Origin of the sequence: Streptomyces griseoviridis (assembly GCF_005222485.1) — a bacterium.
Taxonomy (GTDB): Bacteria; Actinomycetota; Actinomycetes; order Streptomycetales; family Streptomycetaceae; genus Streptomyces; species Streptomyces hintoniae.
The window spans coordinates 6,575,256-6,589,454 of sequence record NZ_CP029078.1; the positions used below are offsets into that span (position 1 = coordinate 6,575,256).

Consider the following 14,199-nt stretch of genomic DNA (forward strand, 5'->3'; position numbering starts at 1 on the left):
TCTTATCCGTACGGTAGTTCGTCGGGATTCCAGGCAACGGCGCTACGGCACACCGCTTCGGGGCCCTGGCGTGCGGTCGAGGACCCCTCGCCGGTCCCTCACGTCGGCTCAACGACGTCCTCCGGTCCTGGCGACCGCTGTTGCGCTGTTTCGCGCGCCCGCGCACAGGGGCGCGCGGAACCCGTCCCGCCCCCGCCCCCGACCCTCCAAGCCACAGAGCCTCGCGGTATCGGTCATTCCGGCGGCGTCTTCCCCTGGGGTCTCCCGCCTTGCCGGATTTCTGCCACGCTGGAATCGGGGCGACAAGCCGGGCGACAAGGCATATGTGGCCCCGATCGCGGCATTCATCTCAGGCCGAGAGAGTCAGCCGAGAGAGTCAGCCGAGAGCCAGCCGAGAGCCGGCCGAGAGCCAGCCAAGACGCAGCCAAGCCAAGACGCAGCCATGACGCAGTCAAGAGTCAGGGGAGCAGCACATGTTCGTGTCAGAGGTCAGGAAACAGGTCGAGGGTTCCCTCGACGAGGTGCGGAACCATCCGCTGGTGGCCTCCGCCGCGGCGGGCACGCTGCCCCGGGACGCCGCGCACCGGTGGGTCTTCTGCGCCGGGCGCGAGTCCCGTAGCTTCCCCTGGATCCTGCGGGAGTTACTGGCCTGGACGGACGACGACAAGGTGCGTCGCATCCTCCAGGAGAACCTCGACGACGAGCTGGGTTCGGGCGACCCCAGGCACGCGCACTTCCTGCACTACCTGCACCTCCTCGACGGTCTCGGGGTGGCGCGCGAGGAGTTCGACACCTACACCGAGCGCGCCGGCATCACCCTGGCGCTGAGCCTCGCCTTCAACGTGGCGAAGTCCCGCAGCACCGGCCGCGCCATCGGCTACATGCTCGTCAACGAGGCGATGACCCCCGTCACGTACAACGCGGCGCGGCAGGCGCTCACCCGGCACCACCCGGAGCTGCGCACGGACTTCTTCGACCTGCACATCGAGGTCGACGACCAGCACGTCGCGGCCCTGTACGAAGCCGTCGAGGCGCTGCCCGACGACGAGGAGCGGGACCTGCGGTTCGGCATCGCGCTCGGGCGGCGCGGCATGGAGATCCTGCTGGACGAGGCGTACGGCGTCTTCGACGCGCACGTCGAACCGCTGCGGATCACCGATGAGCGGTGGAATCCGCTGAGCGGTCTTCGGTGACCGGTTCCCGGCCTCTTCCGTCGGTTCCCGGTGGCGGAGCGACCGTCTCGGCCGGAGTGCCCCGCGCGGCCGCCGCCAGTGGATAGCCTGTCGAACTCACCTGGCGGACAAGACAGTTCGGCGAAGGAACCTCGCGTGACCTACGACTACCGCGCCAAGAAGTCGGTGCTCGTGCTGGCCTCCCACCTGGAACCCGGTGTGGCACTGAACGTCGCCGGGCATCTGTCCGTCGCCCTCGGCGCGCACGGCGACGACGGCGACCTGATGGGGCGGGACGTCCTCAAGGACGCCTCCGGTGTCCCGCACACCGGGATCTCCAAGTACCCGGTCATCGTGACCAAGGTCAAGCAGAACCGGTTGCGGCGGCTCGTCGCCGAGGCCAGGGAGCGCGACGACGTGTTCTGGGCCGACTATCCGGAGCAGATGCTCACCACGGGCCACGACGACGAACTCGCGGACGCCGTCGCGGGCACCGCCGAGGAGGACATCGCGTATCTCGGAGTGATGGTCTACGGGCCCCTTGACGCCGTGACCGCCCTGACCGGACGCTTCAGTCTCTGGCAGTAGCTGCGGGCGTCGCGCCGGGAACGGCCGGCGGTGCCCGCCCGCGCGGCGGATCGGGGGAACGTGAGCAGTCAGCGTCTGACACTGTCCGACGGGTCCGTCGTGTGGGTGGAGACAGTCCCGGGCGACGTCGAGGAAGAGGTGGCGTTCCGGCGCGGGACCACCCCGTTCTCCGCCGTCATGCCCTCGGTGGTCACCCTCTGCCAGGACCTCGGCGACGCCTTGAAGGCGGCGGCCCCGCACCGCACCCAGGTGCAGTTCGGGGTGGCGTTCAAGGCGGAGAGCACCGGACTGTCGGCGCTCGTCGCCAAGGCCGGTGTCGAGGCCAACTTCCTGATCACACTGGAGTGGTCGCGTGACGGGCGCCCGGAGCCTGACCTCCTGAGCGGCCCGGACGCCGCGCCCGACTCCGACGCCGGCTGACGGGCACGCGGGACCAGGGGCGGCGACCGTGTTCCTCAACGGCCATGAACTCGTGGACATCCCCGCGGGCATGTCCTGCCTGGGCAGTTCGGAGCTCGACCCGTACGCGGGCGACCTGGAGTTCCCGATGCGCGAGGTGTACATCTCGGAGTTCCGTATCGCCCGCCACCCCACCACCCGCCGTCAGATGACGGCGTTCCGGCGGGCGGTCGGCTGGGAACTGGCGTCCGACACCTGGCAGTCGGAAGGCCGGGCGGGCCCCGGCGGCGACTCCGCCCTCGACCTGCCCGCCGTCAACGTCTCCTGGGAACTGGCCGTGGCCTACTGCGGCTGGCTGAGCGAACGCTCCGGGCTGGCCTTCGCGCTGCCCACCGAGGCCGAGTGGGAGAAGGCGGCCCGCGGCGGCGACGACCGGATCTGGCCGTGGGGAAACGAGTTCAGGCCCGACCTGTGCAACTCCGCCGAGGACGGCAGGAACGCGTTCCGCTCCGTGTACCAGGTGGCGGAGGGCGCCTCGCCCTACGGGTGCCTGCACATGGCGGGCGGCGTATGGGAGTGGTGCGAGGACTACTACCACAGCCGCGCGCATCAAGAGGCCCAGTTCATCGACCCGTTCGCGGCCCGGCCCGCCTCGCGCCGCGTCGTCAAGGGCGGTTCCGCCTACTGCACCAAGGAGATCGTCCGCCCCGCCTGCCGGGACTGGACGAACTCGTACAACCAGGGAGGTGCCGATGACGGCTTCCGCGTGTGCGTGCGCTCCTGGCGCTGACCACGTCCATCGAGCAACATCCGCAGGATCGCTGACACCGGCAGGATCGCGGGCACCGGCAGGATCGCTGACACCGGCAGGATCGCGGGCACTCGCCGGACCGAGGGCATCCGTCGGCACGCGGTGGCCCGCAGGACCGCCATCGCAAGCCGGACCGAAATCGCCCGCCGGACCGCACCCGCCCGCCGGACCGCGCGCCCCGTACGGCAGCGCGCCCCGTACGCACCGCGCGGGCGCCCCACGCGCCCGTACCGTTCCCGTCGTCCCTGCGGCTCACCGTGAACACCGGTATCAGGAGACCCTCCGACGGCGCGGTCCCCGGGGCGGCCGTCGCCGCCGTCGACGCGGCCGTCGTCCGGATCACCCAGGGTCCCGACGCCGTCGGCACCGGGTTCTTCGTCCTGCCCGGCTGGGTCCTGACCTGCGGCCACGTCCACGACCCCGCCGACCCCCGGCCGCTGCGCGTGCACTGGCAGGGCCGCGAACTCCCCGTACGGGCGACGGTCGGCCCCGCTCCCGGGACGCCTCCCGATCTGCTCCTGCTCAACGTCGGTCACACCGACCACCCGGTGCTGCCCCTCGGACCCAGCGGATACGGCATCTTCGGCTTCTACGCGTACGGCCACCAGTGGGAGGACCGGGGCTACCGCGGCTATCCGACGTCCGGCCGGGTGACCGGCGCCACGACCTACCACGGCCGGCCGGGCAGCCCCGAGCCACCGCAGCGGCTGCTGGTGCTGAACGACGCGGCCATCAGACCCGGGATCAGCGGCGGACCCGTCCACTCGCTCGTCGACGACCGCGTCGTCGGGGTGGTGAAGCGTTCGAACCCCGACGGCGGCGGCTACGCGGTCCCCGTCGAGGAGGCCGAGGCGCTCCGCCCGGGGCTCCTGGAGGAGAACGCCGCCGCCGTCGACCGGGCGGGCGGCGGCGGCCGTCGGTCCGCGGCCGTCAGCGGCTATCTGATGAACCTTCAGCGCGAGCACTCCTACGTGACGTTCGCCAACCTGGAGCGGGACGTACGCCTGGACGAGGTGTACGTGACCCTGACCCTCGCCTCGGACACCCTGGACGGCACCGCCTTCTCCCGGCGCTCCGGCGGCGACGTCCAGTTCACGCCCGACGGCGCCCAGGAGAAACGCGACTCCCGGCGCGACCGGGGCAGCCCGCAGCCGCGCACCCGGCAGCCCAACGCCCCCCTGGGCGAGCTGCTCGCCGCCCCCTGCGCGACGGTCCTCGGCGAACCCGGCGCGGGCAAGACCACCCTGCTGCGCCATCTGCTCGTCAGGACCTGCCGGGGCGAGCTGTTCGGCGGCGACCTGCCGGTCTTCGTGCGCATCGCGTCGCTGACCGAGGAACCCGAGTGCCTGCGCGCCTACCTGCGCGGCGCGTACCCCGCCGTCGCCGACGAACTGCTCACCGCCTGCGCCACCGGCCGCGCGGTCTTCTTCCTCGACGGTCTCGACGAGGCGCCCGCCCCGCTCCAGCGCAGGGTCGCGGAGGAGATCCGCCGCCTGCTCGCCGCGCAGAACCGCTTCTACGTCTCCTGCCGGACCGTGGCCTTCCCGCGCGGCCTGCTGCCCGGCACGTTCCGCACCTTCGAGTGCGTCGGCTTCAGCCGCGGCCAGCGGGCGCGCTTCCTGGCCCGCTGGTTCGAGGACCGGCCCGCCGTCGCACACGACATCGAACGGCAGATCGACGTCAACCCCGCGCTGACCAAGTTCGGGCAGAACCCGCTGATGCTGTCCCTGCTGTCGGCGGCGCAGCGCGACGGCGACGAGGTGTACGTGCCCCGGCAGCGCACCGAGCTGTACGCGGTGCTCCTCGACGTCCTGCTGACCGGCAGGGAGTCCGTCGACGGCGGCTGCCCGCCGCTCCTCAAGCGGTCCTTCCTCAGCTGGCTCGCCCTGGAACTGATGCACCTGCGGCGGGAGTCGTTCGGCGAGGAGGAGTTCTACGCGCTCTGGGGCCGCTTCGTCGCCGGGCGGCCCGCGGGAGCCGCCCCGGCGACCACCCCCTACCAGCTGCTGAGCACGCTCACCGAGCGGGACGCGGTCCTGCTGCGCGGTCCCGGTGGCCGCTACGGCTTCCTCCATCTGACGTTCCAGGAGTACTTCGCCGCGCGCGCCCTCAGCGGCCGTCCCGACGGATCCGACCTGGCCCTCGGGAGATGTCACGACCCGCGCTGGGAGGAGGTGGTCAGGCTGTACACCGGCATGCTCGGACCGGACGACGCCGAACGGTTCGTCACGCGGATCGCGTTCGCGCCCGACGGCGAACCGCGTTCCGTCGAGGCGCTCACCCTCGCCGCCCGCTGCGCCTCGGACGGACTGCCCGAGGCCGCGCCGGTCTGCGACGACCTGGTCGACGCGCTCCTGCCGGTCGCGTTCGGACCCGGATCACCCCTCGCCGTCGAGGCCGCGCACGCCCTCGCCGCACTCGCCGCGGCCTTCCCCGAGTACGTGGGGGCGGTCGCCGACCGCCTCTACGGCGCGCACCGGCCGCCCCGGCACCTCTTCCTGCGGTACGTGGACTTCCTCGGGCTCGTCGCCGGTGAGGTCGCGGGCGAGGTGCTCGCGGAGATGCTGCGCAGGCTGACGGAGACCGACCCCACCACCTCCGGCCGGCCCGTCGGCGCCGCCTTCGACCTGGAGGGCCACGTCCTGTGCGCCGTCGAGGTCATCGAGGCGCTCGGCCGGTGCGGGCGCCCGGAGTCGGTGCCGCTGCTCGCCCCGCTGCTCGACCATCCGATGAGCGCGGTCTCCGGCGCCGCCGGCCAGGCCCTCACGGAGATCCCCCTCGGCCCGGAGACCGGCCCCCTGCTCGCCGGACCCGACGGCACCCTGCGAGGGCGCCTGCGGGCACCGCTGGCCATGCGCGTCACCTCGCCCGCCTCCGTGCGGGAGACGATGCGCGGGCTGTTCGTCGACGCGCCCGACCCGGTCGGCCAGCTCGCGATCCGGCACGCCGTCGACCCCGAGTGGGTGGAGGGCGACGGACCGTTCCACGCCCGCCTCCTGCACGACGCGACCGACGACCACGCCCGAGCCAACCTGCTCTCCCTGACCTCGCTCGGCGTGTACGCCGAGGACACCGAACCCCTGCTGGAGACGGCCCTGGACGGCGGAGCGCAGGAGCGGCTGCGCGTCGCGGCCCTCGCCTTCCTGCTGCGCTGCCGGCCCGCCCGCACCCAGCCGCTGATCGCCGGCCTGCTCGACGAGGGCGACCCCACCCTGGTCAGGGCGGCCTTCGCCGCGCTCGGCCGCACCGGCAACACGCAGGCGCACGCCCTGCTCCTGGAGCGCTCCCTGCGGCCCGGCCACGACTGGCTGATCGACCTGTGCCTGCGCCTGTTCTGCCAGGTGCCCGCGCCCGTCTGCCGCGGCTGGCTGCGCACCGTCCGCACCTCGCGCTGCGGCCCCGACGACGGCGAACGGCTCCGACTCGCGCTGCTCTGCTCGTCGGCGCTGCGCGACCCGTCCGTGCTGCCGTCGCTCGCCGCCCTGCTGCGGACGCCGGGACCCGCCGGCCTCGTCGACCGGGTCACCGCCTACCGGGCCCTGGCCAGACTCGAGCACCCACGGGCGGAGGGGCTGCTGCTGCGGGCCCTGTCCGAGGAGGACGATCCCACCGCCACCGTCCAGGGCATCGAGGCGCTCGGCACGCTGCGCACCCCAGGAGCCGAGGAGGCGCTGCTCGGCTACCTCGACCCGGCGACCTGGCCGCCGAGCTGGCCGGCCCGCACCCCCGACCCGGGCCAGGGCGAGCAACGCCCGTCCGACCAGCGGGTGCTGGCCGCCGCCGTCGCGCTGGCCCGCACCGGCACCCCGCGCGCGATCGGCCTGCTCGAGGCGCTCAGCGGGCGCCGCACGGAGAGCGCCGGTCTGCGCCGGGTGGCCTACGAGGCGGTGCGCACCATCCGCTACTCCGCGCAGGAGGAGTAGGGCGGGCGGCGGGCGCGGGTCGGCGTGTACGGCGCCGACCGCGCCCGTCGGCCCGACCGCGCCCGTCGGCCCGGCCGCGGGCGGTCCCGGCGGCGCCTACGCGCGCGTCGGCGGGAGGTGGCTCGTCGCGGTCGCGGCGAGGGCGGTGGCCAGCCTCCGGGTCTCGGCCCGGTGCGCGGTGCCCGCTCCCGCGAGGGTGAGGACCAGGCTCTCCGACACCGGCTGGTGCTGGTCGCCGAGGTAACTCCGTTGCGGGAGGGTGACCATGACGTCGCCGTTGCCCTCCGACAGGACGAACGCGTGGCGGCCCCCGATCAGGGTGGGCGTGCCGTCGCGGGCGTCGGGCGGGTCACCGCGGTCGAAGGCCACACCGACCCGCGTCGGGCCGCTGTCGCTCGCGTAGTCGCACTGCCAGTTCCCGAACTGCGGTGTGGCGCCGCCGGCCACCAGGCCGGGCACCGCCGCCAGGGCCTTGCCGTCCAGGAGCGCGCACGCGTCGCTGCCGAACAGCGAGTTCCGCGGGAAGGCCGTCGTCCGCGCGGGCACCTTCCCCCGGTTCAGCACCTGGACCGCGGTGGTCGTGGCGGCGTCGGCGATCGCGCACAGCGACGCGGGCGCCCTGTCGTCGGTCTTCGCGAGGACGGCGACGGTGACGTCGTCATGGGCGGGCAGCAGCAGCCGGACGCACGCCGAGCCCTCCTCGGCCTTGCGCACCACGGTGACCCGGCCCTCGGTGGTCGCGCGGCCGGTCTCCTCCTCCCGCCCGGCGTCGAAGTCGACGACGACATCGACCTGTTGGCCGCCGCCCGCGGGGTCGACGAGGACGTCGCACCGGTCGAAGCCGCCGTAGCCGCTGTCCTGCCGGGCATCTCCGAACCGGCGCAGCGCGGCCGGGGCGGTCAGCGCGCAGGGGTCCGCCTGCCGGAGATCCCCGAAGGCGGACCCGGTGCCGGGTGCGGCGTCGGAGTGGGCGGCGGGTGGGAGGTCGGCGGAGACGACGGCCGCCACGGCGGCGGCGACGACCGACCACCGCCACCCGGTCCCCAGCAGGGCCCGCCGCCGACGGCGCCGCTTCGGCCGAGCCGGCCCGACGGACACGACCGGCGCGACCGGACCGCCGGACGTGACCGGTGCGGTGGACGTGACCGGTGCGGCGGGGGCGGCTCCCGCCGCGCGGTTGCGGACGAGGGCTATCTCGTCGCCGAGACCGCTGGAACCGTCCTGCGGCAGTGGCAGGTTCCGCCCGGTCAGGGAGTTCCTGACGGTGACGAAGACGTCCCGCATGGGCAGCGGATCGGGGGCGCCCGGCACGCCCCTCTCCAGCGCGTCGATCAACGCGCCGGTGAAGGCCGGGTACTTCTCGTCGCGCGGGGCGCGGGAGAGCTGCTGCTTCCCGCACGCCGTGATCACGTACGTCCGCTCGATCACCGTCCGCTGGGCGAGGTCCAGCGGGCCCATGTGGTCGGTGACGACGGCTCCCGAGTGGCAGCAGTCGACGATCAGGACCTGGTTGTCGGCCCGGCGGTGGTTCAGCAGCATCTGCCGCAGGTCGCTGTAGGGCACCACGGCGTAGGGGCCTTCGAGCGCGGCGCCCGGCAGCATGAGGAGCAGATCGCCGCCCGGCCCGATGCGGCCGTGACCGGCGAAGTAGATCAGCAGGGTGTCGGTCGCGGCCTCCGCGGCGACCTGCACGGCCCTCAGCACCCTGTTCGGGGTGTCCGGGTTGGACAGCACGACACAGTCCTTGCCGGCCAGCCCCCACAGCGCGGGATCGGTGAGCAGCGACCTGAGTCGCCGCGCCCCGGGCACCGCCGTGGGCAACCGCTCCACCGCCGGGTCCGTGTACGCGCTCACACCGATGAGGACGGCGCGGGACGCCGAGGGGTCGGCGCGCGGCATCAGTCCGACTCCGGGCGGGTCCCGGGCAGCGAGGGCGCGTCCCGGTCCGGCTCCTGGCGCGTCCCGGGCCGGGCGGGGTCGTCCGTGCCCTGGGCGGGGTCGAGCAGTTCCACCATCCGCTGGATCACCGCGTCGTCGCAGCGGCCCTCCAGGGTGATCGACCTGCCGCCCACGGTGACGGTCACCGCGGGGGCGGAGGGCCGCGTCGCGCGCCACGCGGCGTAGGAGAGCGCCAGGTTCAGGGCGGCGATGCCCTGCTCCAGCACGACGGTGACGATGTCGAAGGTCCCCATCGTCGTCAGGTCGGGCCGCGAGGAGCCCGCGCTCACCTCGGCCCGCCGCCGGATCACGGGGTCCTGCCGCAGCCAGCGGTACAACTCCGCCGCCGCGAGGCCGCCCCCGTCGTCCACCCGCATCTCCACCCGCATGGCCGTCCCCGTCCGCTCGGTTTCTCGGACACCCCACCGTAGGGTCAACGCCCTTGCCGCGCCGCGGAGTTCGCGTTCATCACCCGAAGGTGCGAGGCCGGCCGTGGCACGGTCACGCGTCCGCGCTGTCACCCGCGGCGGCGGCGTCCTCGTCGAGGCTCACGGCGATGTCCACGGTGACGTCCGTCAGCGGGCGGCCCACGCACGTCAGCGCCCAGCCGGCCGCCCGCTGCCCGGCGGTGAGGCAGTTCGGCCCGTCCTGGGCGACCTCCCCCGCGCGCAGCCGCACCGCGCAGTCGCCGCAGGCGCCGACCGTGCACGAGTACGGCATCGGCAGCCCCGCCGCGAGCCCGGCGTCGAGCAGGGTCGCGCCGGGTCCGACCGCCGCGGTGCCGACGGGGTGCCCGTCCTCCTCGACGGCCATCGTCCGGGGCTCGGTCGCGGTCGTCGCGGGGTCCGCTCCGCCGCCGAACCGCTCGTGGTGGACCCGGTCGTCCGCGATCCCGAGCCCGGCCAGGGTGGCCAGGACGGTGTCCGTCAGGGGCTGCGGGCCGCAGACGTAGTAGTGGGCGTCGGCGGCCGGGGCGAGGTCCGTGACCCAGCGGCGCACCCCGGCCGCGTCGAGGCGTCCGTCCCGGCCGGTCAGCACCTGCGTGACCGAGAGCCGGTCGGGATCGTCCGCCGCCCGCCGGGCCAGCTCGTCGGCGAAGATGACCTCGTCGGGGCCGCGGCTGCTGTAGAGCAGGGAGATCCGGCAGCGGTCCGTCCGCACGGCGAGCCGGGCGCGGATCATGCTCATCATCGGCGTGACGCCGCTGCCCGCCGCGATGAGCACCACCTCGGCCGGGGGCCGCCCGCCCGCGTGGAAGGAACCCGAGGGGCCGCGCACCGCGAGCACGTCACCGGCGCGCAGGCTCCGGTGCGCGTGGCCGGAGAACCGGCCGCCCTCGATGTGCTTGACGGTGACGTCGAGCCGCGAGGACCCCGGCGCCGACGACGCCGAGTAGGCCCGCCGCACCTCGCGCCCCTCCACCTCGGCGACCAGTGTGAAGAACTGACCGGGCAGGAAGTCGAAGACGCCGTCGCCGCCGTCCGCGTCCGCCAGGACGAGCGTGACCGCGCTCGGTGTCTCCCGGCGCACCTCGACGACCCGCACCGCGCGCGCCGGGCTCACCTCACCGCCACCGCCGGACGGCACCGCGCGGGCCGGGGCGGGCGCCACCTCGTCGTAGCCCTCCTTGCGCAGGCCGGAACGGTAGGCGCGGTCCATCGCCAGCCGCAGCAGCCGGTTCAGCCCCGGCACCGCCCCGAGGGCCCGCAGCAGGAACGCGGCGGACCGCCCGCCGCCCGTGAGGTACCGGCCGCGAGGTGTTCCCCCGCTATCGCCAGCAGGTCGGGCGCCTTCCCGCGGCCGAGGTGCGCGCCCGGCGCCCACAGCCGCGCGCGGGTCACCGCGTCGTTGGCGGTCACCTCGGCGTCCTCGACGTCGATGAGCAGCGCCAGATGAGGGGGCGTCCCGCGCAGCGCCATCGTCGCGAGCAGGTCGGGATCGTCGGTGATCGTGCCGCGCCCCCGCAGATGCAGCACCCCGCCCCGGCCCGGCACCAGCGCCGCCAGCGAGAGCCCGTCGTCGCACAGCAGGTTGTGGAGCGTGTCGGCGCGGCGGTTGCCCCTGCGGTCGGGGACGACGAGGGTGCGGCCGTCCAGGATGCGGGCCGCCGCGCCCCGGTCCCCGCGCGGGGAGGTGTCGCTGCCGCCCGACGAGTCCCAGGTGGACAGCGCGAGGAACGGCGCGGCGGCCAGGAACGCGGCGACACCGGGCCCGCGCAGGGGGCCGTCACCGGGGAACTCGCCGGGGGCCTCGGCGGGCGGTCCCGCCGGGTCCCGTGGCCGCCACAGGCCGGAGCGCAGGACGGCCTGCGCGCAGTGCACGTACGCCTCGGTGATCTCGACGGTGGTGGCGGCGCCCTTGCGCGCGCCCACCGTGCCGTTGACGCGGAGGACCTCCCCGACGCCGGGCAGCAGGAAGAAGAACGAGACCGGACCGCGCGGGTCCGCGGGCCCCGGCAGGGTGAACGAGATCCGGGTGGGGGAGTGGACGCGGGTGAACCCCGGCCGGCCGCCGATGAACGTCGTCCTGCTGACGCCGGCGCCGTCCCGGTAGCCGAAGGCCGCGACCGGGCACCGGGCGAGGACGGTCCGGCACCCCTCGTCGAGCGCGTCGATCTGCTTGAGCATGATCATCGGAGCCGGCCGGCCGAGGGTCGCCTCGATCTGCTCCATAGTGGTCAGCCGGTGCGGGGCGGCCGGGGGACGCGGAGGGCTCTGGGGGTCCGGGTGACGCGGGGCGCTCGCGGGGTCCTGGGGGCCTGACCGGCGTGGCTGCCGCACAAGGATTCCTCTCGTCCGGGCCGCCGGGCACGGCGTCCACGAAGGCGGGCGCCGTCCGGCGCTGGTCGTCGGCCGGGAGTGTTCTCCCAGCTCATGGCAGTATTCTGAGTAATCGCTCAGCTCTTTGGCTACTCGCTTTCCGCGCCGTGAGGAGACCCCCGGATGCCGTCGGCCGATCGCCGCCTTCAACCACGTCGCACGCCCCGCCAGGTGCGCGCCGAGCTGACCAGGGAGCGCGTCCTCACCGCCGCTGCTCACGTTTTCGCCGAGTACGGCTACGCGGCGGGCACCACCAACCGCATCGCGGAACGCGCCCGTGTCTCCATCGGCTCGCTGTACCAGTACTTCCCGAACAAGGACGCGATCCTCGCCGAGCTGCTGGTGCGCCACATCGACCGCGGCACCTGGACCAGGACCGACCGGCTCGACCTGTCCCCTGGCAGTCTGGAGGCGGCGGTGCGGATCCTGGTACGGGACGCGATCGACAACCACCGCGACGATCCGCAGCTGCTCCGCATCATGATCGAACAGGCCCCGGTCTCACGGGAGTTGCTCGACACGATGGACCGGCACTCCAGGATCAGGGGCGGCGAGGTCCGCGACTTCCTCGCCCGGCACCCGGATGTGCGGGTGCGCGATCTCGACACGGCGGCCGAGCTGATCCTCTTCACCGTGGAGACGAACACCCACAAGCTGATGGCGGACCCGCGGGGCGTCCCGGTGGAGACGTTCGAGAGCGAACTGGTCGACATGGTGACCCGCTATCTGAGCGGCTCCCCGTAGCCGCCGGACGTCGGGCCCGGGTGCGCTAGCGGTTCCCGGCCGCGCGGCGCAGACGGCCGTCGTGGACCTCGACGACCCGGTCGGCCGCGGTGAGGTGCGCGCGGTCGTGGGTGACGAGGACGGTGGCGGTCGCCCGCTGGTGGGTGAGGCGGGTGAGGAGATCGAGGACGGCGGCACCGCGTTCGTGGTCGAGGGCGCTGGTCGGCTCGTCGACGAGGAGCACGGTGGGGTCGTTCATCAGCGCGCGGGCGATGTTGACGCGCTGGCGCTGGCCGCCGGAGAGCTGGTGGGGGCGCCGGCCCGCCTGGTCGGCGAGGCCGACGGCGTCGAGGAGTTCGCCCGCCAGGACCCGGGCCGAACGGGGTGCGCGGCCGTCGATCTGCGCCATGACCTGGAGCTGTTCGGCCGCGGTGAGGGACGGCAGCAGGTTGGGCTGCTGGAAGACGATGCCGATCCCGCGGCGGCGCAGCCGGGCGAGTTCGCCGCGGCTCAGCCCGCTGGTGGCCACACCGTCGATGGTGACCGTGCCGGTGTCGGGGGTGACCAGGGTGGCGGCGACCGCGAGCAGGCTGGACTTGCCCGAGCCCGAGGGTCCGACCACGGCGGTCAGGGTGCCTCGGGGAACGTCGAGGCAGACCCGGTCGAGGGCGGTCAGCCGGGTGTCGCCGTCGGGGTAGGTGAGGGTGACGTCGGTCAGGCACAGGCTCATCGGGCGCTCCCCAGAGCGGTCAGCGGGTCGACGGAGGTGATGCGGCGGACGGAGAGGGCGGCGCCGAGCACGCCGAGGAGGATGATCACGACCGCCGGGACCAGGACGGTCCCCGGGGTGAGGACGAACGGCACGGCACCGCCGGACAGGACGGCCCCGACGGCGGCGGCGGTGCCGGTGCCGATCAGGGTGCCGCCGACGAGCAGGACCACGGCCTGGCCGAGGGCGTCCTTGAGCAGCCCGCCGGTGGAGGCGCCCAGCGCTTTGAGGACGGCGACGTCGCCGCTCCGCTGGATGGTCCAGACGGTGAAGAAGGCCCCGATGACCAGGGCGGAGATGGCGAACAGGAAGCCCCGCATCAACTGGAGGGAGCCGTTCTCGGAGGCGTAGGAGCCGATCGCGGACAGCGAGTCGCCGGTGGCGACCGTCCTGGTGCCCGCCCGGTCGTCGACGGCCGCCGTGTCGGCCGACGCGGTGGTGTCCAGGGCGATGACGGTCGCGGTCGGGCCCGTCCCGCCACCGGGCGGCGCGGTCCTCCTCCAGGTGTCGAGGCTGGTCCAGATCACCGGGGTGTGGCTGAAGTGGGCGTCGCCCTGGACGGCGGCCACCGTCAGCCGCCTGCCCGCCAGGGTGACGGAGTCGCCGGCCCGCACGCCGAGCCCTTCGGCGGCCGCCGTCGACAGCACCACCGCGCGGTCGGTGATCGCGTCGCCGTGCGGGGCGAGGCGGGAGCCGGGCTCGACGCCGAAGGCCGAGACCCCGGTGCTCCGGGCGCCCGCCGTGGCCCGGGTCGTGGTGATCCCCAGCGGCTCGGCGCTCTCGACGCCCGGCGCCGCGGACCACAGCCGCCACTGCCGCTCGGTGACCGTGGAGTCCGCGAACGACAGGGACTGGCCGCCGCCGGGCGCCTGGAAGGCGATCGCGTCGGCGGGCAGGGAGGTGATCGCGGAGACGTTCTGCCGGCCGAGGCCGGCCGTCAGCCCGGACAGCAGCCCGACCAGCAGGGTGATCAGCACGATGACGGTCCCCATCAGGGCGAACCGCCCCTTGGCGAATCTCAGGTCTCTCCAGGCGACAAACACGGCCTCGGCCCGTC

Annotated in this window: 12 protein-coding genes; 6 read left to right on the forward strand and 6 right to left on the reverse strand. The window is 74.2% G+C overall.

The genetic code is table 11. The features are described from left to right. Nucleotides 1-473: 473 nt before the first annotated feature. From DDJ31_RS28520 to DDJ31_RS28540, 5 genes are all read left to right on the forward strand, one after another. Nucleotides 474-1,193, forward strand: a complete 720-nt coding sequence (locus DDJ31_RS28520; protein ID WP_127177522.1) for an iron-containing redox enzyme family protein — start codon at nucleotides 474-476, stop codon at nucleotides 1,191-1,193. Nucleotides 1,194-1,328: 135 nt separating this feature from the next. Further along, nucleotides 1,329-1,760, forward strand: coding sequence for a DUF2000 domain-containing protein (locus DDJ31_RS28525; protein ID WP_164784885.1), 432 nt, complete (start codon nucleotides 1,329-1,331; stop codon nucleotides 1,758-1,760). Nucleotides 1,761-1,820: 60 nt separating this feature from the next. Beyond that, nucleotides 1,821-2,180 (forward strand): CU044_2847 family protein, encoded by a 360-nt coding sequence (locus DDJ31_RS28530; protein ID WP_127177520.1) that lies wholly within the window; start codon nucleotides 1,821-1,823, stop codon nucleotides 2,178-2,180. A gap of 28 nt (nucleotides 2,181-2,208) precedes the next feature. Beyond that, nucleotides 2,209-2,949, forward strand: a complete 741-nt coding sequence (locus DDJ31_RS28535; RefSeq protein ID WP_240678054.1) for a formylglycine-generating enzyme family protein — start codon at nucleotides 2,209-2,211, stop codon at nucleotides 2,947-2,949. 278 nt (nucleotides 2,950-3,227) lie between these two features. Beyond that, a complete protein-coding gene (locus DDJ31_RS28540; protein ID WP_127177519.1) occupies nucleotides 3,228-6,893 on the forward strand; it encodes a serine protease in 3,666 nt (1,221 codons plus the stop codon). 96 nt (nucleotides 6,894-6,989) lie between these two features. Here DDJ31_RS28540 and DDJ31_RS28545 read toward each other — a convergent pair whose 3' ends face one another. The 4 genes from DDJ31_RS28545 to DDJ31_RS39370 all read right to left on the reverse strand — a co-directional run bounded on the left by DDJ31_RS28545 (nucleotide 6,990) and on the right by DDJ31_RS39370 (nucleotide 11,503). Further along, complete coding sequence (locus tag DDJ31_RS28545) at nucleotides 6,990-8,792, reverse strand: caspase family protein (RefSeq protein WP_127177518.1); 1,803 nt, start codon at nucleotides 8,790-8,792, stop codon at nucleotides 6,990-6,992. Beyond that, nucleotides 8,792-9,220 (reverse strand): effector-associated constant component EACC1, encoded by a 429-nt coding sequence (locus DDJ31_RS28550; protein WP_206280649.1) that lies wholly within the window; start codon nucleotides 9,218-9,220, stop codon nucleotides 8,792-8,794. Before DDJ31_RS28550 ends, DDJ31_RS28545 begins: the two co-directional genes overlap by 1 nt. Before the next feature lie 112 nt (nucleotides 9,221-9,332). Next, on the reverse strand, nucleotides 9,333-10,523 hold the full coding sequence (locus DDJ31_RS39365) for a ferredoxin--NADP reductase (protein ID WP_240678053.1): 1,191 nt from the start codon (nucleotides 10,521-10,523) through the stop codon (nucleotides 9,333-9,335). Beyond that, nucleotides 10,511-11,503, reverse strand: a complete 993-nt coding sequence (locus tag DDJ31_RS39370) for a pyridoxamine 5'-phosphate oxidase family protein (RefSeq protein WP_240678052.1) — start codon at nucleotides 11,501-11,503, stop codon at nucleotides 10,511-10,513. Before DDJ31_RS39370 ends, DDJ31_RS39365 begins: the two co-directional genes overlap by 13 nt. A 270-nt stretch (nucleotides 11,504-11,773) precedes the next feature. On the opposite strand from DDJ31_RS39370, the gene DDJ31_RS28560 reads away from it, so the two are divergent. Beyond that, the gene (locus DDJ31_RS28560; RefSeq protein ID WP_127177517.1) at nucleotides 11,774-12,394 is read left to right on the forward strand and encodes a TetR/AcrR family transcriptional regulator; all 621 of its coding nucleotides are present in this window, start codon (nucleotides 11,774-11,776) and stop codon (nucleotides 12,392-12,394) included. A 25-nt stretch (nucleotides 12,395-12,419) separates the two neighbouring features. On the opposite strand, the gene DDJ31_RS28565 is transcribed toward DDJ31_RS28560, so the two are convergent. After that, entirely contained in the window at nucleotides 12,420-13,103 is a 684-nt protein-coding gene (locus DDJ31_RS28565) for an ABC transporter ATP-binding protein (protein WP_127177516.1), read from the reverse strand. Next, entirely contained in the window at nucleotides 13,100-14,185 is a 1,086-nt protein-coding gene (locus tag DDJ31_RS28570) for an ABC transporter permease (protein WP_127177515.1), read from the reverse strand. Before DDJ31_RS28570 ends, DDJ31_RS28565 begins: the two co-directional genes overlap by 4 nt. Between the last annotated feature and the right edge of the window lie 14 nt (nucleotides 14,186-14,199).

Bases quoted from the DNA above. Each gene is read 5' to 3' on its own strand.
- DDJ31_RS28520 (WP_127177522.1), top strand. From the start codon at position 474: ATGTTCGTGTCAGAGGTCAGGAAACAGGTCGAGGGTTCCCTCGACGAG.
- DDJ31_RS28545 (WP_127177518.1), bottom strand. From the start codon at position 8,792: ATGCCGCGCGCCGACCCCTCGGCGTCCCGCGCCGTCCTCATCGGTGTG.
- DDJ31_RS28550 (WP_206280649.1), bottom strand. From the start codon at position 9,220: ATGCGGGTGGAGATGCGGGTGGACGACGGGGGCGGCCTCGCGGCGGCG.
- DDJ31_RS39370 (WP_240678052.1), bottom strand. From the start codon at position 11,503: ATGGAGCAGATCGAGGCGACCCTCGGCCGGCCGGCTCCGATGATCATG.
- DDJ31_RS28560 (WP_127177517.1), top strand. From the start codon at position 11,774: ATGCCGTCGGCCGATCGCCGCCTTCAACCACGTCGCACGCCCCGCCAG.
- DDJ31_RS28565 (WP_127177516.1), bottom strand. From the start codon at position 13,103: ATGAGCCTGTGCCTGACCGACGTCACCCTCACCTACCCCGACGGCGAC.